The organism is Streptomyces sp. NPDC051555, from assembly GCF_044454405.1.
In the GTDB taxonomy this organism is placed as follows: domain Bacteria; phylum Actinomycetota; class Actinomycetes; order Streptomycetales; family Streptomycetaceae; genus Streptomyces.
Genome location: NZ_JBITDP010000037.1, coordinates 25,267 through 48,639, shown reverse-complemented (window position 1 = coordinate 48,639; position 23,373 = coordinate 25,267). Strand labels below are relative to the sequence as shown.

At 71.0% G+C, this 23,373-nt stretch carries 32 protein-coding genes and 1 pseudogene; 13 read left to right on the top strand and 20 right to left on the bottom strand.

Features of this window, described 5'->3' with window-relative positions:
• Together ACIBEA_RS40490 and ACIBEA_RS40485 are read left to right on the top strand one after the other, a co-directional pair.
• Nucleotides 1-221 (top strand): annotated as a pseudogene (locus ACIBEA_RS40490) (hypothetical protein); the annotation flags it as partial.
• Nucleotides 218-613: a DUF6415 family natural product biosynthesis protein gene (locus tag ACIBEA_RS40485; protein ID WP_399268796.1), complete on the top strand. Its 396-nt coding sequence runs from the start codon at nucleotides 218-220 to the stop codon at nucleotides 611-613. The pseudogene ACIBEA_RS40490 and the gene ACIBEA_RS40485, both read left to right, overlap by 4 nt.
• Nucleotides 614-1,089: 476 nt before the next feature.
• Here ACIBEA_RS40485 and ACIBEA_RS40480 read toward each other — a convergent pair whose 3' ends face one another.
• From ACIBEA_RS40480 to ACIBEA_RS40455, 6 genes are all read right to left on the bottom strand, one after another.
• Complete coding sequence (locus tag ACIBEA_RS40480; protein ID WP_399268794.1) at nucleotides 1,090-2,013, bottom strand: hypothetical protein; 924 nt, start codon at nucleotides 2,011-2,013, stop codon at nucleotides 1,090-1,092.
• 55 nt (nucleotides 2,014-2,068) lie between these two features.
• Nucleotides 2,069-2,488, bottom strand: a complete 420-nt coding sequence (locus ACIBEA_RS40475) for a hypothetical protein (protein WP_399268792.1) — start codon at nucleotides 2,486-2,488, stop codon at nucleotides 2,069-2,071.
• An 89-nt stretch (nucleotides 2,489-2,577) separates the two neighbouring features.
• The gene (locus ACIBEA_RS40470; protein ID WP_399268790.1) at nucleotides 2,578-3,435 is read right to left on the bottom strand and encodes a hypothetical protein; all 858 of its coding nucleotides are present in this window, start codon (nucleotides 3,433-3,435) and stop codon (nucleotides 2,578-2,580) included.
• Nucleotides 3,436-3,600: 165 nt separating this feature from the next.
• Nucleotides 3,601-4,515 (bottom strand): hypothetical protein, encoded by a 915-nt coding sequence (locus ACIBEA_RS40465; protein ID WP_399268788.1) that lies wholly within the window; start codon nucleotides 4,513-4,515, stop codon nucleotides 3,601-3,603.
• Between the two features lie 41 nt (nucleotides 4,516-4,556).
• Nucleotides 4,557-4,865 carry a hypothetical protein gene (locus ACIBEA_RS40460; RefSeq protein WP_399268786.1) on the bottom strand — a complete coding sequence of 103 codons (309 nt, stop codon included), beginning with the start codon at nucleotides 4,863-4,865 and terminating at the stop codon, nucleotides 4,557-4,559.
• A gap of 2 nt (nucleotides 4,866-4,867) precedes the next feature.
• Nucleotides 4,868-6,184: a hypothetical protein gene (locus ACIBEA_RS40455; RefSeq protein ID WP_399268784.1), complete on the bottom strand. Its 1,317-nt coding sequence runs from the start codon at nucleotides 6,182-6,184 to the stop codon at nucleotides 4,868-4,870.
• Between the two features lie 160 nt (nucleotides 6,185-6,344).
• Here ACIBEA_RS40455 and ACIBEA_RS40450 point away from each other — a divergent pair, with 160 nt between their 5' ends.
• Complete coding sequence (locus ACIBEA_RS40450; protein ID WP_399268782.1) at nucleotides 6,345-6,683, top strand: hypothetical protein; 339 nt, start codon at nucleotides 6,345-6,347, stop codon at nucleotides 6,681-6,683.
• Between the two features lie 4 nt (nucleotides 6,684-6,687).
• Nucleotides 6,688-7,788: a tyrosine-type recombinase/integrase gene (locus ACIBEA_RS40445; protein ID WP_399268780.1), complete on the top strand. Its 1,101-nt coding sequence runs from the start codon at nucleotides 6,688-6,690 to the stop codon at nucleotides 7,786-7,788.
• A gap of 12 nt (nucleotides 7,789-7,800) precedes the next feature.
• Here the strand turns inward: ACIBEA_RS40445 and ACIBEA_RS40440 are convergent, their stop codons facing one another.
• Nucleotides 7,801-8,199 (bottom strand): hypothetical protein, encoded by a 399-nt coding sequence (locus ACIBEA_RS40440; protein ID WP_399268778.1) that lies wholly within the window; start codon nucleotides 8,197-8,199, stop codon nucleotides 7,801-7,803.
• A gap of 79 nt (nucleotides 8,200-8,278) precedes the next feature.
• Here ACIBEA_RS40440 and ACIBEA_RS40435 point away from each other — a divergent pair, with 79 nt between their 5' ends.
• The 7 genes from ACIBEA_RS40435 (at nucleotide 8,279) to ACIBEA_RS40405 (ending at nucleotide 12,922) form a co-directional block, all read left to right on the top strand.
• On the top strand, nucleotides 8,279-8,758 hold the full coding sequence (locus tag ACIBEA_RS40435; protein WP_399268776.1) for a hypothetical protein: 480 nt from the start codon (nucleotides 8,279-8,281) through the stop codon (nucleotides 8,756-8,758).
• Nucleotides 8,759-8,809: 51 nt separating this feature from the next.
• A complete protein-coding gene (locus ACIBEA_RS40430) occupies nucleotides 8,810-9,058 on the top strand; it encodes a hypothetical protein (protein WP_399268774.1) in 249 nt (82 codons plus the stop codon).
• 54 nt (nucleotides 9,059-9,112) lie between these two features.
• Entirely contained in the window at nucleotides 9,113-9,370 is a 258-nt protein-coding gene (locus ACIBEA_RS40425) for a hypothetical protein (RefSeq protein WP_399268772.1), read from the top strand.
• Nucleotides 9,371-9,430: 60 nt separating this feature from the next.
• Entirely contained in the window at nucleotides 9,431-10,327 is an 897-nt protein-coding gene (locus ACIBEA_RS40420) for a hypothetical protein (RefSeq protein WP_399268770.1), read from the top strand.
• Nucleotides 10,328-10,452: 125 nt separating this feature from the next.
• Nucleotides 10,453-11,082: a hypothetical protein gene (locus ACIBEA_RS40415; protein WP_399268768.1), complete on the top strand. Its 630-nt coding sequence runs from the start codon at nucleotides 10,453-10,455 to the stop codon at nucleotides 11,080-11,082.
• A 173-nt stretch (nucleotides 11,083-11,255) separates the two neighbouring features.
• On the top strand, nucleotides 11,256-12,650 hold the full coding sequence (locus tag ACIBEA_RS40410) for an exonuclease domain-containing protein (RefSeq protein ID WP_399268766.1): 1,395 nt from the start codon (nucleotides 11,256-11,258) through the stop codon (nucleotides 12,648-12,650).
• Nucleotides 12,650-12,922 carry a hypothetical protein gene (locus ACIBEA_RS40405; protein WP_399268764.1) on the top strand — a complete coding sequence of 91 codons (273 nt, stop codon included), beginning with the start codon at nucleotides 12,650-12,652 and terminating at the stop codon, nucleotides 12,920-12,922. Before ACIBEA_RS40410 ends, ACIBEA_RS40405 begins: the two co-directional genes overlap by 1 nt.
• 73 nt (nucleotides 12,923-12,995) lie before the next feature.
• Here ACIBEA_RS40405 and ACIBEA_RS40400 read toward each other — a convergent pair whose 3' ends face one another.
• The 13 genes from ACIBEA_RS40400 to ACIBEA_RS40340 all read right to left on the bottom strand — a co-directional run bounded on the left by ACIBEA_RS40400 (nucleotide 12,996) and on the right by ACIBEA_RS40340 (nucleotide 20,915).
• Nucleotides 12,996-13,211: a hypothetical protein gene (locus ACIBEA_RS40400; protein WP_399268762.1), complete on the bottom strand. Its 216-nt coding sequence runs from the start codon at nucleotides 13,209-13,211 to the stop codon at nucleotides 12,996-12,998.
• Between the two features lie 97 nt (nucleotides 13,212-13,308).
• A complete protein-coding gene (locus tag ACIBEA_RS40395; protein ID WP_399268760.1) occupies nucleotides 13,309-14,898 on the bottom strand; it encodes a hypothetical protein in 1,590 nt (529 codons plus the stop codon).
• A 67-nt stretch (nucleotides 14,899-14,965) separates the two neighbouring features.
• Nucleotides 14,966-15,757: a hypothetical protein gene (locus tag ACIBEA_RS40390; protein WP_399268758.1), complete on the bottom strand. Its 792-nt coding sequence runs from the start codon at nucleotides 15,755-15,757 to the stop codon at nucleotides 14,966-14,968.
• Nucleotides 15,758-15,843: 86 nt separating this feature from the next.
• Complete coding sequence (locus ACIBEA_RS40385) at nucleotides 15,844-16,215, bottom strand: hypothetical protein (protein ID WP_399268756.1); 372 nt, start codon at nucleotides 16,213-16,215, stop codon at nucleotides 15,844-15,846.
• Between the two features lie 35 nt (nucleotides 16,216-16,250).
• Nucleotides 16,251-16,595: a hypothetical protein gene (locus ACIBEA_RS40380; RefSeq protein ID WP_399268755.1), complete on the bottom strand. Its 345-nt coding sequence runs from the start codon at nucleotides 16,593-16,595 to the stop codon at nucleotides 16,251-16,253.
• On the bottom strand, nucleotides 16,592-17,356 hold the full coding sequence (locus tag ACIBEA_RS40375; protein WP_399268753.1) for a hypothetical protein: 765 nt from the start codon (nucleotides 17,354-17,356) through the stop codon (nucleotides 16,592-16,594). The genes ACIBEA_RS40380 and ACIBEA_RS40375 overlap by 4 nt, the downstream gene beginning before the upstream one ends.
• Before the next feature lie 3 nt (nucleotides 17,357-17,359).
• Complete coding sequence (locus ACIBEA_RS40370; RefSeq protein WP_399268751.1) at nucleotides 17,360-18,442, bottom strand: DnaB-like helicase N-terminal domain-containing protein; 1,083 nt, start codon at nucleotides 18,440-18,442, stop codon at nucleotides 17,360-17,362.
• Nucleotides 18,439-18,591 (bottom strand): hypothetical protein, encoded by a 153-nt coding sequence (locus ACIBEA_RS40365; protein ID WP_399268749.1) that lies wholly within the window; start codon nucleotides 18,589-18,591, stop codon nucleotides 18,439-18,441. Before ACIBEA_RS40365 ends, ACIBEA_RS40370 begins: the two co-directional genes overlap by 4 nt.
• Nucleotides 18,588-19,793 carry a DNA cytosine methyltransferase gene (locus ACIBEA_RS40360; RefSeq protein ID WP_399268747.1) on the bottom strand — a complete coding sequence of 402 codons (1,206 nt, stop codon included), beginning with the start codon at nucleotides 19,791-19,793 and terminating at the stop codon, nucleotides 18,588-18,590. The genes ACIBEA_RS40365 and ACIBEA_RS40360 overlap by 4 nt, the downstream gene beginning before the upstream one ends.
• Nucleotides 19,793-20,083 carry a hypothetical protein gene (locus ACIBEA_RS40355; RefSeq protein WP_399268745.1) on the bottom strand — a complete coding sequence of 97 codons (291 nt, stop codon included), beginning with the start codon at nucleotides 20,081-20,083 and terminating at the stop codon, nucleotides 19,793-19,795. Before ACIBEA_RS40355 ends, ACIBEA_RS40360 begins: the two co-directional genes overlap by 1 nt.
• Entirely contained in the window at nucleotides 20,080-20,361 is a 282-nt protein-coding gene (locus tag ACIBEA_RS40350; RefSeq protein WP_399268743.1) for a hypothetical protein, read from the bottom strand. Before ACIBEA_RS40350 ends, ACIBEA_RS40355 begins: the two co-directional genes overlap by 4 nt.
• 85 nt (nucleotides 20,362-20,446) lie before the next feature.
• A complete protein-coding gene (locus ACIBEA_RS40345) occupies nucleotides 20,447-20,590 on the bottom strand; it encodes a hypothetical protein (protein ID WP_399268741.1) in 144 nt (47 codons plus the stop codon).
• Between the two features lies 1 nt (nucleotide 20,591).
• Entirely contained in the window at nucleotides 20,592-20,915 is a 324-nt protein-coding gene (locus ACIBEA_RS40340; protein WP_399268739.1) for a hypothetical protein, read from the bottom strand.
• Between the two features lie 327 nt (nucleotides 20,916-21,242).
• On the opposite strand from ACIBEA_RS40340, the gene ACIBEA_RS40335 reads away from it, so the two are divergent.
• Together ACIBEA_RS40335 and ACIBEA_RS40330 are read left to right on the top strand one after the other, a co-directional pair.
• Entirely contained in the window at nucleotides 21,243-21,551 is a 309-nt protein-coding gene (locus ACIBEA_RS40335; RefSeq protein ID WP_399268738.1) for a chromosome segregation ATPase, read from the top strand.
• Nucleotides 21,548-23,119, top strand: a complete 1,572-nt coding sequence (locus ACIBEA_RS40330) for a DUF2637 domain-containing protein (RefSeq protein WP_399268736.1) — start codon at nucleotides 21,548-21,550, stop codon at nucleotides 23,117-23,119. The genes ACIBEA_RS40335 and ACIBEA_RS40330 overlap by 4 nt, the downstream gene beginning before the upstream one ends.
• The last annotated feature ends 254 nt before the right edge of the window (nucleotides 23,120-23,373 follow it).

Here is a 23,373-nt window from a genome sequence, read left to right as displayed (position 1 = left end):
TGGTGCCGCCGGGTGAGGGCGCGGTCGCCGCGACGGTGCCCGGGGTGCGGGCGCTGTCGGTCGGTGATCAGCTGCTGATGCCGTGCACCGACCACGGCACCCCGTCCGCCCACTGGGTCTCACCCCCGCGCGAGGTCCCGCCGCTGCTGGTCCCTGCAGGCCGGCTCGCCGCGCAGCTGCAGGACCTGGTGGCCGACCACAGAAGGGCGGTCGCCTCGTGACCAGCTCCCACACCGTGCTCTACGACCCTGAGGGCGTCGTCGAGGCGGACCTGCCGCTGGACCGGGAGCCCCACGAACTCCTCGTCCGCGCCGTGCTGGCATGGACCGACCCCGGCGAGTTGCTCCAGCCCCGGGACTGCCACCTGATCGCCCTGGAGCTGACTGGCCACGCGCGCGCGGTCGCCGACGACGTCCGGAAGCGTGCCGAGCGACTCCCTGCGGGGGACGGCCGGCGGGCGCTCGCCGAAGTCGTCCTTCGAGAGGCGGCGCGGCGCCTGGCAACAACTCCGGAGGGCACCGTGCGCTGTGCCCAGGGCCGGGCCCGGATCGTGCGGGACCTGTACGAGCGGCTCGACCGACTGAACACCCCACGGCCGGTGTCCTCGGCCTGAGCGGCTGCCACGACCTGGCCCGCTGCTCTTCCCCCGGGAGCGCGGGCCTTCCCCGAGCCCCGGTGGTGCGCGAAGAGCTAGGGCGGCTCGCGCGCCACCGGGGCTTCTTCGCGTACGGGCGCCCGCGCGCGCGTGCGTAGAACGGTCTAATCGGTCTAACGAATGTTCCTTCTCCCAGGTCAGCGCGCTGTGGTCCAGTCGCGCCGGGCTCCCCTCGATGGGCCCTCTTGGACGTGCACCACAGAACGCCAGCCCCCACGGAGCGGGAGGGAACGACGGTCCGCAGTGGCCACCCGCACCACTGACCAGACCAGCCCTACTTCCCTTCTTGTGGCCCCGGCCGGTCCGCAGTCGCCGTACGGCCTGTGCCACCCCGGCGGGGCACCGCAAGCCCCCCAGGGGGCTGAGGAGCTGCCGACCCCGCGCGCTGGCCGAACAGTTCGGACCGCAATCCGGTGCCGTCCCGCCCCGGATGGTCAGCGCAGCCCTTCGGCCTTTGCCACGACCTTCTGCCGTTCACGTGCGGCCCGGGCCCGTACGCGCTGCAGCACCCTCAGGTCCACGGCCTCCTCGACGCCGGCGCGCACCAGGTCGGTGAGCAGCGTCGGGCTGAGCGCCTCGGCCTGGACGGTGGCGCCCATGTGCTCGCCGCGGCGGTCGGTGTCCTTCTGCGGGGCGGTGACCAGTTGGTGCTCGGTGATCTGTTCCTCGGTGACGGCCAGCCGCTTCACCTCGGGCGGAGTGCCGCCCATCTCGTCGACGAACGCGATGACGTCCTCGACGGCGGCGTCCAGGATGCTGAGTCCGCTGGGGTCGTAGTCGCCGATGCTGAGCAACCTGGTGGTCACCTCGCGCCGGGCGATGCGGGCGGCGGCGTCGTGCTTGGCGGCCACCGACTCGAATCCGCCGGAGCAGTAGACGACGACGCCGTACTGCCGGGTGACCTCGGCGACCATCGGCATCATGCCCTGGGCTTCGATCCATGCTTCGACCGCGTGCGGCTGGCCTTCGTCCAGGGGCCGGGAGTAGTGGTGCGCGGACGCGCGGACGGATTCCCAGAACTCCGCCGGGCTGCTGTAGCCGAAGGAGTGGCCGGCGGACGCGGCCCGGTCGTCGCGGATGGCGTCCATGGGGATCAGCCGGGCTCGTCGGGCCCGGTTGAGGGTCTCCTGCAGCCGGTCGTACGCCTTCTCTTCCTTCGGGTAGCCGAAGGCTCCGACCAGCCGGTAAAAGACCTGGCGGGCGGTCAGCGGCAGGTGCGCGCGGTACTCGTCGAGGACTGCGTGCACCTGCTCGACCAGGCGCAGGGTGTCGGGCCTCGGGGACCAGTCGGCGAACCCGCGCGGGCGGGTCCGGCGGTAGGTGCGGCCGGATACGGTGTTACGGCCTGCCGTGCTCATGCGCCCATCGTGGCACCGGACGGGGGAGCGACAGACCGCTTGCTGGCGGGCGGTCCTACAGGTCTGCGGGGTTGACCGGGTAGCTCGGCGCGGAGACGCGCGGTCCGGCCCAGGGCGGGGAGTCGCTGCGCGGGGCGGGCGGCTCCGGCTTCGTGTTGGGCGAGACGGGTACTTCGTCCACCGGGTAGACCCTCCAGACCAGCTGTTCGCCCTCGGGCCGGGCGGTGACGACCTGGTCGTGGCCCTGCTCGTCGGCCGCGCGGCGGGCCGCGTTCAGGGCTTGGGCGAGTGCGAGGCCGAAGCCAGGCGGGATCATCGCCTCGCCCGCGCCCCAGACGACTGGTTCGCCGTTCACCAGCACTTGTTCGTTGGGGCCTTCGCGTTGGGCGATCTGGGCGGTGGCCGTGGCCCGAACCATGCGGACGGGGCCGTCCTGGTAGGGGTTCGAGTAAATCCACACGGCCGGTAGGGCCATCTTCCGCTCCTTCGCTGGGCTGGCTCGGGACATCATCATCGGTTCCGGGCCCGGGGCGGGTGAGAACGGACCAGGTCGGGATGGCAGGTTCAGCTCTCTTCGTCCGCGGCGTCCGGGTCGGGGCCCCAGCGGCGGTCCCAGCGGGCAGAGAGCACCTGGTGGACGGCCTCGGACTCGGCCCGGTACAGCGCGGCGACTGCCGCCACCAGCTCGGCGTGGTCGGGGCCCAGGTCGAGTACGGCGGGCAAGGTTGCCTTGCGGATCTCGTGGAACATCTCGGGCACGGTGTCGCGCTCGATCGCTCTGTGCAGGTTGGCGGGCCAGGTGGCCGGCTGGAAGGCGGGGCGGGGGAAGATGCGCCGGTTCATCCGTTCCTGGCTGGTGCGCTCCGCGTGGTCCGCGCACTGTTGCAGGTCCTCGACGGCGGCCAGCCGTACGGCGAGTACCCGGATCTCGTCGGCGTGTTCCGCCATCCAGGCCCGCTGGACCTTCGCGCGGGCGCGTTGGTCACGCTCGCCGGCCACCCGGTCCTCCTGGGTGCGGCCGTCGTCCGAGGAGTCGCCGCGCAGCTGCAGGTAGCGGCGTTCGGCGGACTGGCGGCTCTTGACCTCCAGGGCCGGGGCGAGCCTGGTCCAGGTGACGCCCTTCTTGCGGGCGGTCTCGATCAGATGGCCCTCGGCCCGCTGCAGGTCCTCGCGCAGGGTGCGCAGCACCAGCAGCGCGGCCAGCAGGTCGGTCTCGGAGACCCGGTGGGCCTCGCTGAGGTAGGCGTGCTCGAAGAGGCGGTCCAGGTGTGGCGCGACGTCCGCGATCGGGCGGCCCGGCCACATCCGATCGTCATCGGCGAACTCGTCCGCATCGGCGGCGATGTGGAACCACGCGTAGTCCCGCTCCCGCTCGGCTCGCTCCTCTTTGATCCGCCGGGTGTGTTCCTCGGACGTCGTCATGAGCCCTGCCTTCTTCTGTCGTTATGGCAACGACATTGAGTGTCGTCCATCTAACGACGGTCGGCTGCCAGGGTTCGGGCTGCCCTCAGCGGGGCCATACCCTCATGCGTGGGCGCCCGCAGCCAGCTCCAATGGCTGTGGGCGCCCTTTCGTGTGCGGGTCGGGTCAGCGATCGACGACGGCCTTGTCGAGGTCGCGGTGGACCAGCTCGACGACCAGGCGCCGCTCGGTAAACGTCTTCGCGCTGTCGGCCAGTCCGTAGGCGGCGGCCTGCTCGACGTCGCCGGAGACGACGGCTCGCAGGGCCATCGCCGTTGTCGCGGCGCGGTGACGTCCGCCGGCGCACTGCGTGACCACCGTGATCGGGGCGGAGCTGGGTCCGGCGAGGTAGCCCGCGATCTGCAGGGCGGTCGCGGAGAGGACGTCGCGGATGCCCGGAGTGCTCATCACGGTGTCGCGCACGGCCTGGTCGTGGGCGGTCAGCTCGCGCATCTCCTGGCTGAGCGAGTGCGGATCGCGGAAGTGGACCCGAAGATCAACCGCGATCGTGGCTTCCTGGAGGACGTCGGCGTACTCGCCCTCGACGTCGTCGTGCAGGCGGCCGACGGAGACGATGGTGACGTCGGCCGGGGTCTGGGCGACGATCCGGTCGCGGCGGGGGTCCCAGCCGGTGCAGTGTTCGCGGGCCTGGCCGTCCTTGCCCCGTACGGTGATCTGCCACGTGGGCCACTGCTCGCGCGGGCCGCGGTCGATGGCGAGGACCTCGTACTCGCTGGTGGCGTCGCCGTGGTCGTACCAGCCGCCGATCCGGCGGGGGCCGACCTGGAGCCCGATGAACTCCTCGTAGGTCATCTCGTAACCCTCGTCGCGGTCGCCCAGGGCCTCGGCGGGGATGCTGTTCTCACACTCCTGGCACTGGCTCCAGACGGAGGCGTTGACGGTGCCGCAGTTGGCGCATGCCCAGGACGGGCGCTGGCAGTCGTGGCAGCAGTCGTACGTCGGCGGGTTGTCGGCTCCGCACGAGCAGGACCACGCGGTGCGCGTGGCCTTGGCCGTGGCCAGTTCGATTTCGTAGGTCATGGTGCTTCTCCTCTTCTGCTTCGTTTCGGCGGCGGGGTTGGTCAGTCTCGGCTGTGCAGGGTCTCCGGCTGGTGCTTGAAGTGCGCGTCCTCCGCGGCGTCGTTGAGACGGTCGAAGTCGGCCCTGCAGGGCGGGCAATCAGGGGTGGCGTGGCGCAGCATCCGGGCGACGCGGATCTCCTCGGTGCCGTCCATGTCCTGGAGGTTGACGAGTTCGCCGTCCGTCCACACAACGGCCTGGCCGAAGCCGTACGGGGGCAGCTGCACGATGCTGCCGGGCTGGAAGTGGCCGGGCTGTTCCCACACCGGCAGGTCGGCGAGGCGGATGCGCTCGGCAATACGCGCCAGCATTTTCATGGCGTGCCTCCGGGGTCGGGCCGGGCTCCCTGCAGGGCGGCCTGGACGATGATCAGGACGTTCGCAAGGGTCTTCTTGTGGGAGGAGAGGATCTGTTCGCAGGCAGCGGCCAATTGCGGTTCGGCGCCGGATCGCAGCAGTTCCAGGGGCCGGGAGTCGTCCGGGTTACGCGTCCAGGTGCGGAGCGTGTCCAGGCCAGCGCCGTCGAGTGCAGCGGCCGTCAGGTACCCGATCAGCAAGGTCCGGGCCTGGCTGCGGAAGAACTCGCCGACGCTCAGCCGTGCACTGCTCAGCGCGGTGTCTGCCGCGTACTGAGCCCTGTCCGGGGCCGAGCAGGCGGCGATGTTGAGGTTGTAGGACCTGCGCCGTTTCTCACGGTGTGCCTCGATGACGGGCCCGAGGTACTCGCGGAGGGTGTCCGCGGGAATGCCGTCGAGCCGTTCAGCGAGCAGCGCGGTGACGGCAGACTCCGACCCGCCGCGCTCCTCGCGGGTGAGGTCGCCGTATGCCTGGCTCACCCGGATGCGGTCCTCGACCTCGGGGTCCCTCCTGCTGCCAGGCTCGTAGAGGCCCCGGAGGATGTCCTGGCCTTTGGTGCGCTGGAGCGCGGCATCGCGGCGATGCTCGGTAGCCCGTGGTTTCTCGACGACCGCGAGCCGTTCGAATGCGTCGGCGCGCGCAAAGGCGCCGGCGGCCCATACGGCCCGGGTGCTCTCGGCCTGGTCGGTGCCGCGCGCTTCCTCGACCGCTTCGTACGCGGCAGAAGAGCCCTCGTACGACTCTTTGATCCGCTGGTTGAGCTGTTTGACCTCGGCACGGTGGGTGTTGGCCTCGGTGCGGGCGTCCTCGTCGTGCAGGGAGGGCAGCAGGGCGCTGACCGCCTGCTGGTCTCCGGTCAGTGCGGCGAACCAGTCGTCCAGCTCTCGGGCGTGGACGGCGGGGTCGGCCGGGACGCTGTCGGTCCCGGTGCGCCTGCGCTGCCTGCGGACCCACTCGCCCACCATGCGGTTCCAGCGTTCGTGGGCGGACTGGCGGGAGGTGCCGGCGGCTTCGCCGATGGCGGTCCAGCTGGCGCCGCGCTCGCGTTCGGCGACGGCGGCCTGGTCGACCAGGTGGCCGGTGAGTCCCTGGATGAGCAGGGCGTGGCGCAGCAGGGCGCCGTGTTCATCGGCCGGGTGGGGCTGGGCGATGTCGCGCAGCACCGCGTCGGCGATCTCGCGCAGGGTCTGTGTGCGGGTGAGCATCGCTTCGTCGGTCGGGGTGAGGGCCGGGGGCAGTTCTTCCCCGTCGATCGGATCGTTCGCTTCTGTCATGTGCGTCAAGTTAGCCCTGACGCTGGCCTATGTCAGGTCGTTCTTGACACTTCGGCTGGATTGGCCCGTACGGGTGGCGAGAATAGAACTGACAGGATAATTACGGTTACCCTGTTAGTTCCTGAATCCCGGCTAGGGGTTCGACTTCTGGGGAGACGACGTGGCTGTGACCGCAGGCGACTTCGACCGCATCGAGACCTTCCTCCGCGCGCGCATCGACCCGCTGCTCGCCGCAGCCCAGGACGCGAGCGACGACGGTCTCGTCATCGCGCTGGCCGCACTGGGCCGGGCCGTGCAGTCGGCCCACGACATCGGTACGGACCTCCTCAAGTTCGACCAAGGGCTGCAGGAGATGGTGCGAGAGCGCGCCGTTGATCAGTACTGGGACACCCTGGGGACGATCGCGTACGAATGGCGGGCGCACCCCGACTACCTGTCGGAGTTCGAGCTGGGGGCTATCGAGCTGGGCGGCGTGGCTCCGCTGCCGGCTGCGGTCTGAACTCATGACGTCGAAGGCCCTGGAGCGCTCGCCGCGGGCGACGCTCGCCACGCTGCACCGTGATCCGCGCGAGCAGTGGCCGGAGCACGCCCGGCGGCTGTACGACTTCCTCGTCGGCATCTACGGCGAGGACGACGCGCTGCCGACGCTGGCGGCTGGCTGGATCGCCCACCAGCGCTCGGCGAACACGCAGCGCGCGTACGCGCGGGGCTTCAAGGTCTTCGAGGAGTTCGCCCGGGACCACGGCCAGCACCCGATGGCCGTGAAGTTCATGCTGGCCGACGTCTTCTCCACCTACCTGACGACCGCGCCCACCTGGGTCCGGACCCGGGGCGGCCAGCGCGGCGAGATGGCGCGGACCGGGGCGCCGTACTCGGACGCCTCGCGGGCGAACTCGCTGTCGGCGGCCAGCTCGTTCTTCACCTACCTGGACAAGGTCAGTGACACCTCGGTGAAGAATCCGTTCGACGCGGTGGTGCGGCCGTACATCGACCCGGACTTCTCGCCGACCGACGGATACACGGAGGAGCAGTGGACGAAGCTGCTCGTCACGGCCCGGGACCATCACCGGGTCGCGGCCTACCGTCAGCGCGCGTACGCGCTGATGCTCGTCCTCTACACCTGCTGCCTGCGCGTCGACTCCCTGCTGGGCGCCCGGGTTGAGGATCTCGGCCAGGACCAGGGGCACCACGTGCTGCGGGTGCGGGTGAAGGGCGGCGGCTGGAAGAAGAAGCCGGTCCCGCCGGTGGCCTGGCACGCGCTGCAGACCTACCTCGGCGGCCGGACGGAGGGGTGGCTGTTCTGCACGGCCAACGGTGGCCAGCTCGACGAACCTGCGGTGTGGCGGCTGTTCCGGTCGCTGGCCAAGCGCGCCGGCCTCGACGCGCTCAAGCACCCGCCGCACGGGACCAAGGGCGACGCGATCACCCACGCACTGGCCAAGCCCAACGCCCGGCCGGACAAGGTCCAGGACTGGGCGGACCACAAGGACTCGCGGACCACGCAGCGGTACAACCGGCGCAAGTCCCTGCTTGAGGACAGCCCCGGCTACGACCTGGCCCGCGACCTGGCGGGCGCCCTCGAAGCGACCGGCGAGGCACCGTAGGGGGTCTCGCGGCTACGCCTCCGCGTACCGCGGGTGGTCGCCGGCCAGCTGCTCAACCTCCCCGGCCACCTCTTCGGCATAGCTCCGCAGGGTGCCGATCAGATTCGCGAAGCGTCGGCGTTCCTCCGGGTTCATGCCCGCCGGAGCCAAGCGCGTGCGGGCGTACTGCATCGAGGCGACGGCCGTGGAGAGACTCGACACGGTGGCCTCAAGGCCGTTCATCCCCTCCCACGCCGCGCGTGCCCAAGTCCGGGCACGGCGTACGCCCCGTGTCGGGTGGGTCTCGGGACCGGCGGTGTGGGAGGTCAAGCACATGTAGGTGACTCCCCCCACCGTGCAGAAGTCGAAGATGTCATTCTCGGCCTGGCCGTCGTACTCGACACCCTCGGCCCATTCGCTCGCGGCAACCATGCGCGGCAGCGTAGCGAGGCAGTGCCCCGAAGATGTCCGGAGCAAAGATCCGGGGGGCGGCGCCCCTATCGTGGGCGGCATGACGCCACGGCTCGACGACGTCCTCGGCACACTCTCGCTGGAGGACCGGCTGGAGATCGTCCGGCGGGTCCGGTCCGGTGCCCTGACCCTCCAGGACGGCGACCGTGTGAAGGCCGCCCACCGGCTGCGCGGGTCGTACATCCACGAGGACCTGGAGGCGGAGGGCGAGGACTGTCGTGTCCCGTACGCCGTGCCGACCGGCACGCTCGGCCGCGTCATCCAAGTCCGGCGCTACGTCACCCCGTTCCCGTACCGCGTCGCCTTCGACACCGGCGAGGACCTGAGCCTGGCTGCGGGCGACGTCGTCCGAACCGGCGAGCAGCCCTCCGCACGCCAGCGCGAGCAGGGCGAGACACCCTGGCACATCCCGGACGGTGAGTTCCTCCGGAGCCGCTGCTCGCGCTGGATCAATCGGGTCGGCCGGCCCTGCCCCCAGTTCGCCTCCCACAAAGGGCCGTGCGGGCTTCCACCAAGGTGAGAAGTGCTTCGCGGCGGCGGGGGTGTCCGGTTCGGGTGGGACGGTCGGCCGATGAACTGGACGAAGAACTTCCGCCCCCGCCGCTCGATCCGCTCGTATCTCATGACCCTCACGACGCGGCCCTGGAGGGAGCTGTACGCCTGGGTACTCGCCGGCCTCCTGGTCGACATGGCCCTCGACTGCGGCGGCGACGGCTTCGACCCCGGGTCGGTCTGGGAGATGGCAGTCGCGTGCACGGCCCTGGCGGCGATACGCACCGGACTGCTGCGGTGGTTCGCCTTCTGCAGTACGGAGGGCTGACAGATCCCGCTGGCCGATCTCTGTCCACAGGCCCTGGCGCACAGGCTGACCCGCATGTACAAACACACGCGTTACAAGATCCGTTGGTACCTGCGGCGGGCCGCCGCCGAACTGCTGGGCATGGCCCTCGCGGGGGTCGTCTGCTGGTGGGCGGCCGGGGACGACTTCGACCCCGGCAACTGGAAGCACATGGTCGCGGGCTTCGTCGCGTTCGGGCTGGTGTGGAACGTGACCTCGAACGTGCTGCTGCAGACCTGGGTGTACCGGCACCAGCACCCCATGGACCCGTACGGGCGGCACGACCAGCAGTAGCCCGGTCCCGGAAACCACCGACATCCAGCACACCACAGGGCGGTACGCGACAATCGGCGCGTGCCGCCCTTCCCTTCCCTCACCGCGCTCGACGGGCTCCTCGACGACCTGGGCGTCGGCGAGGCCCGCCGGCGCCAGCTCTCCATGGTCCGCGGGGAACTCCAGCGCGCGCTGGCCCGGGACGCGTTGCCGGTCGGCGCCCGGCGCAGCCTGCAGCGGCTCCTGGAGGAGACCTCGCTCGCCCCGTACGTACGGCTCGCCGAATCCGGGGTGCTGCGGCACCGGCGGCTCGGCGGCGGCTTCCCGCCCACCTCGGAGCCGACCAACGCCATCCGCAGGACGTGCCTCGACCTGCTGCGGGAGGCGCTCGGCCTGCCCGCGCTGCACCTGGGCGGCGGCGAGGTCGCGCTGCAGCCCGCTCCGGAGGCGGCCACCCTGGCCGCGCTGTACCGCCAGCTCGACCAGTACCTGGGCGGTTCGATGTCCCCGGCGCAGACCCGGCTGACCGCCGTGCTCGCGGTCGAGTTGGACACCGGGGCGCGCAGCGGGGAGCTGGTCGCGCAGCGCATCACGCACCTGGAAGAGGGCAACACCGCGGTGTACGTCGAGCGGCGCCCGCAGGGCGGCCCTGTCGAGGGCGAGGGGGAGTGGCTGGAGACCTCGCCGCTGACCCGGGCCGCGCTGGAGCGGTGGCTCCCAATCCGGGCGGACCTGGTCCAGCGGGCCCACGGAACGTCACGGCTGTGGGTGTCCCTCTGGATGAACCACGACGGGATCCTCGACGCGGACGGGAACACGGTGATCCGGCCCGCCGGGATGCCGCTGGAGGAGAACGGGCTGATCACCTCGTACCGGGTCGGCCGGCTGCGGTACGAGGGGCTGCGCCCGCTGCTGCCCCTCAAGTTGGAGCAGCTGCGGCGCGCGGTTGACGCCGAACGCGAGCGCACCGGGGCCTAGTTCCTGCCGCTCTTGCTGCCTGACCTGGCCTTTTCTCCCGAACGGGGAGCGCGCCGCCGAAGGGCTTGTTATCAGCGGGCGCGGGGCGTCTTGATGTTCCTTAAACGACGTCGTTTACTGGAGACATGGTGAATCAGCGCATCACATTGCAGCTCTCGGTGCAGCAGGCGGGCCGTCTAAGGCTGCTGATAAAGAAGCACCGGGAAGCCGAAACTCAGTTCGTTAATGAGCTGGTGGAAGAGCGGGCGGTGAATCTGTCAACGCTGTCGTCGCCCGCTCGGGAGCGGGAGGTCGCGCGCCTGCGCCGGCAGGCCCGCATGGAGGCCGCGGAGGTGCGGCCTGACCTGTGGCCTGCGCTCGACGTGCTCATGGGCCGGGCTCTGCAGGCACGCCTGCAGCTGCCGGATACCGCTGGGCCATGGCTGCCGCTCACCTCTGCTGAGCTGACCCGGATGTCGCTGTCGGGCCGGTGGCCGGCCTGCCTCTCCGGGTGCGAACACGGCACAGCGGAACGGGCATTCACGCTGGATGCGGGCCTGGTGCTCTGGCTGCGCACGGCGGCCTGGCGCATCTCCGAACCCATCCTCAAGGAACTGGAGGAGAAGAACCTCATCGGCCTGCAACGGGACATGAGCGAAGAAGCCCGCGCGGAGCGTGAGCGGCTCGCGGCACAGCTGTACCCGTCCAGCAGGATCGCCCGGGAAGCGGTCGAGGACCACTGGCCGACTCCCCTGCAGGCGATCCCTGAGGCTTGAGGGCCCGCAGGATTTATAACGACGTCGTTTACAGAAAGAGGAAACGCGCGCGCGTCTATATTCGGCCCTTATTGCATCTCGCCATTCATTCGGCCGGAATGTTTGAATTGGCGCGGAAAGGGGTTTATTGCTGCTACGGTTTCCATTCCCTCGACGCCTTCCGGGAGGTAGGAGTGAGCAGCACTACGACGGTCACGGAGCGGGTCCCGTCCAGCCGCACAGAGACGGACCTGGGCCAAGTCGCGCGGGAAGCGCCCCGGGACCACATCGGCGGCGTCCCCGTCTACGGATGGGGCAAGGCACCCGGGCACCTTCGAACGCAGACCCAACTCGGCGAGGTGCGGCTCAAGTTGGCGGAGGGCCAGCTACCGCTCGCGTACCTCCGACTGCGGAAGCACGGCGATGTCCCGCTGTACGACCCGGCCGGCGCGGAGAAGATGACGCCGCTGGCCTCGGCGGTCAAGGCCCGGATGGAGAAGCGGCGGACCTGCCCGGAGTGCGGCACGGTCCGCCCGTACATCGTGCGCGGCAAGCGGTGCTCGTCCTGCGAGAACAAGGCGTACGCGGAGCAGCGGCGCTTGGCGGCGCGGACCTGCCGGGGCTGCCGGGAGGTGGCGGCTCGGCGGCTGCCGGCGCACGGCCGGTGCCAGTGGTGCCGTCGTGCGCAGCTCGCCGCGCAGCGGGAGAAGGCGGCGGCGTGGGTCGCGGAGGTCACCGTGTGCGCCGGGGAGGGCTGCGCGGTGAAGCTGGTGACGAAGAAGGTGGCGCTCGCCTTCCAGAAGTCGCAGGGGGTGGACTGCTCCTGGTGGCACCGGGCGGCGGACTGGCCTCGTCGCTGTGCTCCGTGCACGGCGGCTGAGGAGCGGCGCCAGGCGGAGCAGCGTGCGAAGTGGGAGCTGGACGCGCGTGAACGGCGGGAGGGTGAGCGGCGGGCCGCGCAGGAGCGCACGGACTGGGCCGCTGCCGCTCTCCTCGACCCGACCGTGGTGGTGCTCGATACCGAGACCACCGGCCTGCACGGCGAGGCGCGCATCGTGGAGATCGCAGTGTTGTCCTCCGGCGGCGAAGTCCTCCTCGACACTCTGCTCGACCCGGGGGAGCCGATCCCCGGAGATTCGTCCGATATCCACGGGATCACGGACGCGGACGTGGCCGGGGCCGGGGCTCCGACGTTCTCGGAGGTGCTGGTCCGGCTCGCCGACGTGCTCACCGGCAAGCGGGTGCTGATCTACAACGACGTGTACGACGTTGAACGGCTCAGGTACGAACTGACGCTGCACTACGCCCGGGAGCAGTCGCTGGTGGAGGCCCGGGAGCTGGCCGCGGCCTGGCTCGACGGCATGGCCTTCGAGGACGTGATGATCCCGTACTCGGACTGGGTGGGCGACTGGTCGGACTACCACGGGGGCAACCGCTGGCAGCCGCTCGGCGGCGGGCACCGCGCGGCTGGGGATTGCCGTGCTGTCCTTGGCTGCCTGGCTGCCATGGGACGGCCCACCGGCGCGGGGGCGGGCGCGTACGAGATGGCGGACGCCGATGCCGGCTCGGGCGACGGGACGGATGGCTGATGCCGCAGATTCGCCTCATGGGCTCGGATTCCGCGGCCATCGAGCGGACCGCTGCGGCGGTCGTCCGGGCGCTCCAAGCGTGGCCGGAGATCCGGGTCGGGGACGTCTCCGACCCGGTGCCGAATCGGCGGGGGTCCGGGTGTCGGATCTACATCGAGGTACTCGCCGACGTCGCCGACCAGGTCGAGGTGACGGTCGAGCGGGCCGACTCCGGCCCGGAAGGCACTGCCCGTCGGGCTCTCCCCGCGGGTCGCCCGGCTCGGCGTCGGTGAACGCGCGGGCGAGCCTGCACCGGTGCGGGGCCTCCGGGGCTCGGCTCTCTTGCGGCCTCGGGCGCGCGCCGGTTTATGAAACCTGTTCAGGTCGAGGCGGGGTGCCCAGGACTCCGCGCTCGCGCAGCCGGTCCAGGTCTTCCATGCTTCCGGGCCGGTGCAGGGAGTGGGCGGCGATGTCCGCCTCGGCCGCGCGGACGCGGTGGGCGGCTGCGGCCTCGGGTGCCTGGGCCGCGTGATCGTGCTGCGACTGGGGGCCGTGGCCCAGGGGCCGGCGGGGGATGGTCATGGGGTGATCGTACGGATGGCGCCCGATGTCGGGCGAGTTGGACCGACGGGCCCTCCTTTGAGGGCCCGTTTCTATAAGAGGCGGCCAAGGGTGCAGGTCAGCGTCCGCTGATCGTGTTGTTCAGGTACTCCAGTCGCTGTTGGGCCATCGACAGGTGCCGTCGGTCGAGTGCGGGTAGGGCCCGCAGCAGGCTGATCAGTTCGGGCCCGCAGGTGCGGGCCTGTGCCGGGTCGGTGATCTGGGTCCAGCAGTAGTGGGCACTGGTGGCCGTGGCGAGGATCTCCGGCGCGTCGGGCGACTGATGTGCGAGGCGGGTCCGGCCGGCCGCGATCCACAGCTGGGTCGCCAGGAGGTAGTTGGCCTCGCTCTTGGCAAGGTCGGCCCGGATCTCGACCCACTGGGTGGCGTGGGGCGAGTTGATCCCGTAGGTCTGCAGGGTGTGCTGCTCCCATGCCTGAGCCAGCCGGGCGGCCTCGCGGTACTGCCCGGCCTGGGCAAGGGCGTGGATGTGCGGGCGCGGGTCCTGCTGGGCCGGGGGCTGGGTCGGCGGCTGGGGCTGAACCGGGGCCGGGGGCCGCGGCGCGGCGTACGGCTGAGGCGCGGGGGTGGGCTGAACCACCGGCGTGCGGACTGGGGCGAGTTGCTGCACGGGGGCCGGAGCCGGTGCGACCGGGTGCGGGGCGCGTACGGGCTGCTCGGGGGTTTCTGGCTGTTGCGCGTGCTGGGGCAGCGTCCACCGGCCCCGGGCGTCGACGCTGGGTCTGACGGGCTGCGGTGAAGCGATCTGCTGCTGGGGGACGGGCCGGGTCTGTACGGGCGCGGGGGCGGGGGCAGGTGCCTGGACTGGAGAGGGTGACGGGTACTGGTAGTCGGCTGCGAGGGCGGGCGTCGTGTTCTCCCGCAGGTTCTCCAGGCCCGGCGCTACTTCCCGGGGCTCGGCCCGGCGTCGGCGCTCCGACATGACGGAGGTGTCCCCGGCGAGCAGCCGTTGCAGGTTGCTCATCATCGGGGCGCGCGCGGGGTCGAGCGCGGGGGCGGCGGGCAGGACCAGGGCGCCCGGAGGGAGGTCTGCGGCGGCGACGGTCAGGGCGTGCAGCCGGGTCGCGTTGGGGCGGTCCGGGTTACGGCGCAGCTGCTCGATCAGGTGGTGGGTGTAAGGGCTGACGCCTCCGGTGCCGGGGAACCCGGGCGGACTGACGACCCCGTACAGGGCGGTGTTGGCTACGGAGAGGCTGCCCTGCTCCTGCAGTTCGGCCCACGCGGCCTTGTCGGCTGCGAGGTCGAGGAGCAGGATCGTCCAGCCTGCGGGCCGGCCGCGCAGTTCGTTGTGGAGCCACTCCCAGGGCAGGGCCGTGTAGCGGGCGTTCATGGTGTTGGTGCCGGTCTGGGCGAGGTGGAGGCGGCGTCCTTTGCGGTCAACGGTGAGGCGGCCGGAGAGGTAGACCAGCAGCGGGCCCGGGGTGGCCGCGGCGTTCCGCAACCGGAGCAGCAGGGTGTTCTGGTCGCGCACGCCGTCGAGGTGGACGACGTCGGCCGGCACCGTGCTGTCGAGCAGCACAGGCACGGGCACGGTGGACAGGGCCGCGAGGTTGGCGCTGGGCGCCACCTGGACGGTGCGGCGATGCGCCGCTCGGTCCCCGGCGATCAGTAGTACGTGTCCTCGTTGCTCCGCCCCGTTGATCTGCATGTCTGCACGGTACTCACAAGACGAAAGCCCCGGCGGACAGTTCCGCCGGGGCTCAGTGCTGGGGGTCTCACATGTCGATGTCGTCGTCGAAGCTCGGAATCTCCGGGGCCGCCGGGATCTCTGGGGCCGGGGGCTCGGGGGCGGGCGGCTCCGGTGCCGTGATCTCGTGCGCGGCGCCTTCCGGCGGTGCCAGCTCGTAGTCGGGGGCGGTTTTCCAGTCGGGGGCTACGTCGTTGGCGGCGAGGGGGTCGGCGCTGATGCCGTCGTCGGCCAGCTCCTGGGCGTAGGGGGCGAGGGGGTCGCCGGTAATCCCCTCGTCGGCCAGCTCCTGGGCGTACTGGTCGAGGGTGGCCTCCTCGGGGGTGGGCGCGAGGTACAGGTCCCGCTCAGCCTCCAGCTTGGCCTTGTACTGCTCCAGCTCGGCGATGCGCTGGTCGTAGGCGGCCTGATCGTAGTAGCCCGACTCCAGGTCCTCGGCGGCGTAGTCGAGCTGCTCCGGGTACTCGGTCAGTCGATTCTCAATGTCCTGGAAATGGGGGTCGTCGCGGATGCTGTCGACCTCGCCGTGGAGCATCTGCGCACCCAGCTCGGGGGCGGCGCCGGCCGCGGTCAGCTGGCCCCAGGTCGAGGAGACGGATCGGTCCTCGTCGTATGGGGAAATCAGCTGGTGGGTCTCGCCGTCGCGCGTCGTCATCCAGAGACCTTGACGATCTGAGCCGTCGTCCAGGTAGGCGCGGACGTAAGTCACCTGCGGGACCTGGCGTGTGCGGGTGGTCTCGCCGACGTCGTAGGTCTCGGTTACCTGCCCGACCCCCTTGGACTCGACGATCTGTAGGCCCTCCCAGGAATGCTCGCTCATTGGTTCCTCCTCATGACGCCAGTCCCCCGAACGCTACTGGTCGGGGGACTGGCAGTGGGTTGGGTTAACGGGTGTAGCCCCGGGTGCTACAGGTCGATGTCCTGGTCGTGCTCCTTGTCCGGGGCGGGTGCGGGGGTGGTGGTCGGCTGGAAGTCCCGGGGGTGGGTGGCGTGGTCCAGGGCGCGGCCGGCGAACCCCTTGTCACCGTCGCCCTGGTGCTTCTTCTCCGCCTGGGCGACTTCCTGGATGGTGACGCCGGCGGCGTCGGCGAGGTGCCGGACGTGGGCGGCCTGGTGCTCGTACATGCCGATGTCGGCGGCGGTGACGTCCTTGCCTGCGGCGGCGTTCTGCTCCAGCTCGGTGGCGGTCCTGTCGAGCTGGGCGAGGGCCGGGAGCAGTCCGGCGACCTCCTGCTGGTGGGCGGCTTGGGGGTCCTGCTCGGTGTTGGTGGTGGTCATGGTGGTGGTCCTTCCTGTCTCGGGTGGTGGCGGGGTCAGAAGTCGATGTCGAGGTCGTCGTCGCGGTCGGATCCGGGACCAATTGGTCCCGGATGCTGTTCGGTCTCGGGCGGCCAGGCGGCGCCCTGGGGGCCGTGCACGGTGACCTGGCCGGGGTGGAGCTCGGCCTGGACGTGGCCGCGGTAGACCAGGGAGCCGCCCGGCAGGAACTGCAGCGCGGGGTGGGTGCGGGGGTTCTCGTTGGGGCGCACGGCGTCGGTGGCGAGGAGGGGGGTCGGGTCGACGGTGCGGCCGTCGATGGTCAGCCCCCGCTCGCTGACCTCGACGGTGTGGCCCTGCCAGTGCCTGATCAGCCGTCCCTGCGGCGCGGTGAACTTCACCGGGGCCAGCCCTCGCGGTCGGCGGCGGCCAGCTCGACCGGGGCGGCGTGGCCGGCGGCCTTGAGCAGGGCGGCCACGTTCAGTTCGTCGCCGGGAGCCACCGCGCGGGTCTCGCGGGCGGCGCTGGCGGCGACCAGCGCTTCGACGCTCTGGCTGATCGCCGTGACGCGGGCGACCTCCGTCTGGTGGGCCAGCTGGGCCTCGGTTACGCGGGTCTGTCCCTCGACCATGGCGATGGCCACGGCGGTGCGGCCCTCGGTCTGCGCCATCACCCGCTCGTGGCGGTGCTCACGCTCCTGGCTGCGGTCTCCGCGCCACAGGGGGGCGCACACCGCGTAGACGGCGGCGGTGCCCAGCAGCCACATCAGGGTGCGCAGCGGCCAGTCGGGGGTCCAGGCGGCGATGCCGACCAGGGCGAGGGTGCCGCTGGCGGCGAACGCGGCCCGGGTGGTCTCCGCCTCGCCGTGCTGCTTCGAGGCCGAAATGGTCCCGGCGGCTCCGGCGAGGGCGGCCAGCAGCCCGCTGATCCACAGCGGTTGAGTGGAGCCGTCGGGGAGCTGCTCGTGCCACGCCCACGCCAGTGCGGTCGCCGCGGTGGTGACCAGGGCCGGGGCGATACGGCCGAAGTGCTCCCAGATGACGCGGGCCGCGCTGCGGACGGGCGGCAGGGGTTCGGTGTCGGGCAGGTACGGGGCGGTGATCTGGTGCTCGCGGCTGATCAGGTATTGCGTCGGGTCGAACTTCACGGGCTCGCTGTTCACGGGTCAGATCTCCATCTCGTGCTGGGGGGCGGTGAGTTCGGGCGAGGGGACCGGAGCGGGTGGGGCGGGCTCCTTGTCGCTGGCCAGTTCCGGCTCGCGGTCGGCGTGGTGGATGCGTTCGCGGTCGGCGGCGAGCGGCTGCAGGGCGTGCTCGGCGTGGCCGATCAGGGCGGACGGGGGGAGCCCGGGGTGGCGGGCGTAGTTGCGCAGGTCGTGGCCGGCGGCGTCGAGCCGGTCGAGGGCGGCGGTGTTCAGGACCTGGCTGCCGGTGTAGGCGGCGGTGCCGCACATCCCGGCCTGCTCCAGCTCGGCGAGGACCTGTTCGCTCGGGTTCGGTCCGGGGTGGCGCTGTGCCTCCCACGCGACGGTCAGCGGGTCGATCGGCGCGTGCCGCTCGTCGAGCGTGACCATGGCCCGGTAGACCGCGGCCAGCTGCGGGTGCGAGAAGTCCGTCGACTCCAGCCAGCCGGTGACCTCGCCCATCTGGCCGGGCTGGTAGAGCAGTGAGGCGACGGTCTGCCCCTCGGCCTGCACGTCGGTGCGGGCCCGCTCGGTGCGCGGGACGGGGGCGACGGTCTGCTCGGGGTTGGTGTCGAGCAGGTTCCGTACGGTCTCCGGGGCGGTCTTCCAGGCGGCTTCCAGGGAGGCGAGCCGCTGCCTGGTCTTGTCTCCCTGGTCCAGGGCCTGGAGCGCCTGGTCGGTGTCGGTCTGGCGGGCGGTGGTGCGCAGCTGTTCACCGGCGTGCTCTACGGACCGGTGGATCGCGGACTCCAGCGTCATTCCGGCGTACAGCGGTGCGGTCTTCGGGTCGGGGCAGGTCTCGGCCAGCTGGGAGAGGCGGGAGGGGGTGAGGATCTGGCGGATGCCCTGGGCCTCGATCCGGGCCACGGCTGCGGTGATCGCGGCCGGGATGTCGTTGCGGGCCACCGTGGTGAAGTCGATCGAGTGGAGAGTCCTCCACAGGGCGCCGTGGTCCGGGCGGGAGAAGGCCCCCGGCGGTATCCAGCGCATCGAGGGGAGTGCCTCGGGGCGGAAGATCATCGCCCCGAGCAGCGCTTCCTCCGCCCTGCGGGTCAGCCTCCTCACTGGTCCGCCCCGGCCTGCCCGGTGGTGGCCTGGGAGGCGGGTGCCTCGTCGGCGGGGGCGGGCTCCTCGTGGGCCTGGTCCTCGTCGAGGATGTCGAAGCCGAGCTGGGTACCGCCGTTCATCTGGGGGTCGAAGTGCTTGCGGGTCACGGCAGGACCTCCAGCAGGCGCTCGGCGAGCCAGCGGGCGGAGGTCGGGGGGAAGGCGTTGCCAATCTGCCGGTTGACCTCGGTGGCGGTGCCGGCGAACTCGTGGGAGTCGGGGAATCCCTGCCCGCGGGCCTTCTCCCTGTTGGTGAACATCCGCACCCGGCAGTCGTCGAGCGACGTGCCGGCGGGCTCGATGAACATGTGGTGGTTGCCCTCGGCGGTGAAGGCGGGGGCGGCCTCGTCCAAGCTCTGGACGGTGCTGTGGTTGCGCAGGATGACCAGGAACGGTTTGCCGTCGAACTGCCGCAGCCCGGCCTCGACCTTGTCGCGGGTCGTGGTGGCGTACGGGCGGAACCTTCGTCCGGGCTTGCCGTCGCCGAAGCGGCGGGTGGGCGCGGTCGGGTCGATGGCGTCGCCGATCGGCCGGGTCAGCGGGGTGGCTTCGAGGTGCCCGCAGCGGCGGTTCGGGCAGACGTAGCGGTATCCCTCGCCGTAGGTCGCTGTCTTCCTCATCCGGGGGCGGGCCCACTGCTGCATCCCGCGGACCTCGCCGCAGTGCGGGCACACCGCGCGGGGCCGGGGTCGCAGGTCCGGCTTGGGCAGTCCCTTGCGGGTGAAGGCGAACGCGATGCGGTGACGGTGCTGCGGCGGGGCGGTGAAGTCGTCGCCGTCGAGGTGTGCGGCGTCGAAGGAGACCAGCGTGGCGGTCTTGCCCAGGGTGTCCCAGATCCGGAGCCAGTCGTCGAACAGTCGCCACCTGGTGGCGAATCCGGGGACGTTCTCGCCGCACACGATGTCGTAGTCGCCGCACTCCTCGGCGCGGATCAGGTCGAAGGCGGTGGCCCGGGTCTGGGACCAGTCCTTGGGGCGGGTCTGGAGGTCGTCGGGTTCGACGGCGTCGGTGTCAGCCTCTTCGACAGCGTCGTCGAGGGTGGCCAGCCGGGGCGCGCTGTTCCCGCCCGCCGGTGCGGCCTCCGTGCAGATCGGGGAGCCCACCAGGACCTGGGCGTGCGGGAGCTTGCGCATGTCCAGGGCGTGGATGTTCTCGCACTGGGCGTGTACGCCTCGGAAGTTGAGCCGGATGGTCTCGACGGCGGGCTGAGCGTGGTTGAACGCGGACCTCGGCCGGGCTCCGGCGGCCCGGAACCCTTCGAGGTCGCCTCCGCCCCCGGCGAAGAGGTGGTTGGTCGTCGCGGGCGCCATCACGCCCCCTTGATCGAACGCCAGAGACCAATGAGGACGATGACCGTGAGGACGGCAGTGATCAGGGTTCCCCTGCCCGTGGCGATGACCACGCGTCCCAGCTGCAGGGTGGGGATCTTCCAGGCGATGACGGCGACGATGGCGGCGTAGGCGAGGATCCCGGCACCGGCCACGTTGCCGATCCCGGCGCCCGCGTACATGGCGAGGATGGCGACCAGGACACCGGCGAAGGTGGCGACCAGGGCGGCCACGCGCTCGGGGGTGATGTTGTCGGTGAAGGAGACCTTCATCGGGTCACCGCCGTGCGCTGGCCGGGGACCGGGGCCTGGACGTTGGCCAGCTCGACGGCGTGCAGGCAGGTGCGCATGTAGGGGGCGGAGGTCTCGGGGTTCTGGCCGTACCAGTAGGCGCTCTCGGCGACCGCGAGGGCGACGGCGTCCGGGCCCAGCCGGTCGGCGGTCTCCTGGATCAGTTCGCGGGTCCGGGCCGGATTGACGGCGAACTCGTCGATGGGGGCCTGGGCGACGAACAGGAACGTCGCCAGCATCGTGGTGATCTTCGAGGGCACAGTAGCCTCCGCAAGGAGAAGAAGGGGGTGCTGTCCGCCCCGGGCGGGGGGCCGTGCCTCGACCGCCCGGGACGGACAGGGTGGGTCAGTGGCCGGCGGTCGTCTGGGACGAAGCGGCCTGTGCGCGTGCGGCGATCAGCTCGGCGGACTGGGCGCGGGCGGCCTCGGCGGCCTTCATCGCGTCCTCCGCCCGCTGCAGCGCGGCGTTCGCCGCGGGGTCCGGGATCACGTCAGCGGACGAGCAGGGAGCGCGGGCGGGTGGGCTGCGGCTCGGGCTGGCGGCCGTCCCGCTCGTGCGGGGTCGGGCGGGTCGGCAGCGCGGGCTTGGGCTCGGCGTGCGCGGTGCTCTTGCAGAGGACGGTGCCGGCCTGGGTGATGACGCTCTCGAAGTCGCGGCAGTCGCGGCACTTCGCCCCGATGCGGCCGGTGACGGCCAGTCGGCGCGGTCCGGCGACGACCGGGAAGGCGCGCTCGCCCTCGGGGGAGAGGCGCAGGGCGGGGAGGTCGTCGACCTTGAGATCGATGCCGGGCAGGAGACTGAGAGACTGGTTCACGGAGATCCCTTCCACATAGGGGTGTCCTGGTCCGGAAGGCGTTCACTGCGCCTGTCCGGGTGGTGCGCCGGGGCCTGCAAGCCCTGGTGGAGAGGGGTTTCGGGGCCTGCAAGCCCCGGGGCCCCTCTCGTTCGTGCTCAACAAACATAACCCCTCAACCCTTGAACTTCAAGGGTCATTGGGTTAGATTCTTCTCGTAGTCGAAACAGGGAGGTGGAAATGGGGACCAGCCCCATGGTCCGCGTACGGGTTCCGACCGGGCCGTTTCCACAGGCTCGGACCCCTAACCTCTTGGGGTCAGCAATCCCAAGATCCCCAGGGGGACCCATGGCGGACAACGTCCCGCCGTCGAAGCGCGCTTCATCACCGTCCAGCGAAGGACGGCCGAAGTGGGTTCCGATGCGAGATGACCAGTACAGCGAACTGACCTCCCTTGCCAGGGAGCTGATGAAGGCACGGACCCGCAAGTCCGAACGCATCACGGAGAACACGCTGATCCGTGTGGGCATCGACCTGCTGGTCGCGCACCCGGAACTCCTCGCCGGAGACACGGAGGAGGAGCTGCGCGTCAACGCCCTCGCCTACATCAAGAGCTTGCAGGAACGGCCTGAGAAAGAAGAAGGGAGGGACGAATGACAGCCGAGACAGCGGAGAAGCCCAGGACCACGGGCACCAGGGTGGTCCTCCAGCTGACCCGGACCCACAAGATCCTGATCGGCGTGGTGGTGGCCGGCGCCGTCGTCATCGCGGGCATCGGCTTCGCCGGTTCGTACACGGCGGTCCGGGCTCTCGCCGTGAAGAAGGGATTCGGCACCTTCGCGCTGGTCTTCCCGATCGGCATCGACGCGGGCATCTGCGTACTGCTGGCGCTGGACCTACTGCTGACGTGGATCCGGATCCCGTTCCCGCTGCTGCGCCAGACGGCGTGGCTGCTCACGGTGGCAACGATCGCGTTCAACGGCGCGGCGGCCTGGCCGGACCCGCTCGGGGTCGGTATGCACGCCGTGATCCCGATGCTGTTCGTGGTCACGGTCGAGGCGGCGCGGCACGCGGTGGGCCGGATCGCGGACGTCACCGCAGACCGGCACATGGAGGGTGTGCGGGCCAGCCGGTGGCTGCTCTCCCCGGGACCGACGTTCCTGCTGTGGCGCCGCATGAAGCTGTGGGAGCTGCGGTCGTACGAGCAGACCATCAAGCTGGAGCAGGACCGGTACGTGTACCGCACGTGGCTGGAGTCGGAGTTCGGCAAGAAGTGGAAGAAGGTGGCGCCGGTCGAGCTGCTGATGCCGCTGCGCCTGGCCCGTTTCGGCAAGCCCCTGTCGGAGACCGTTCCCGCCGTCCTTGTCGCAACCGGCCGCGAGGTGCCCGCGCTCTTCCAGCCCCAGCAGGTGAAGGAGCTCCCGCCGGCTGCGGAGCAGGGCGCGGACCTGGAAGCGGTGGAGGTCGAACCGCAGCCTCAGCCTGAGGTCCTGGAGGTGGCCAGCCCGGAGCCTGCCGAGCAGGACTACGAAGAGGCTGTCCAGTTCGTCGAGCAGCAACCGCCGTTCCTCGCCGACCAGTACGCCGTCCCCACGGACGTCGTCGGCCCCACCCTGCAGGTCCCGGCGGACCGCCCGGTCGGCCTGCAGTACAGCGGGGGATGGACGCCTCCCACGTACGAGCAGGCGGTCCTTGCCCAGCCGTACGGGCCGGAGCACGTCTACGGTGACCCGGTCGTCGCTGCGTACGAGCCGGTTGAGGCCCCCGCGCCGGAGCCGTTCGTCGAGCAGGCCCCGGTCGCCGAGCAGACGCCGGAGTCGTTCGTCTACGAGGAGAACCTCCTGCCGGAGGTCCCGCAGCAGATGGAACCCGCTGCCCCGGCCCGTGCTGCGGGCCCGGCCCGCGTCCAGGCCAAGGTCGAGGACCTCGGCGAAGAGCAGGGCGAGGAGCAGCAGGCTCAGCAGCCGGTGCGCGGCGGCCGGGGCGCCAACACGCGGGCCCGGGTCGAGGAGATGTACCGGACCCTGCCTGGGGACGTGCGGGTGCTGCGTGGCCGGCCGCTGGCTCGTGCGATCGTCGCGGCGGCCGAAGAGCGCGGCTACGACCTCAAGTTCGAGACCGTGAAGAAGACCCACATCACGGAAGACCTGATCGCCCAGTACGAGCAGGGCCTGGGCAGTATCCCCGGGCCCCGCGAAGAAGACCTTCCCCAGGGCGAGCAGTGACCGCCGCAATCGCCGGTCTCTGTCCACAGGGCCGCGCCTACACAGTGATCGACATGAGGACCACTCCTCCTGGAGACCAGGGCACCGGATCGCTCCCGCACCGCGGGCTCGCGAATCCGAAGGTGTCCGGTCTGGCGGGCAGTCTGCGCCTGTCAGACCACCAGACGGGAGACTGCGCCACCAGGCGCGGCAAGTCCGTGACGATCGGCGAAAACTATGCAACGCATGTCAGTGCAGGGACGTATACCAACAGG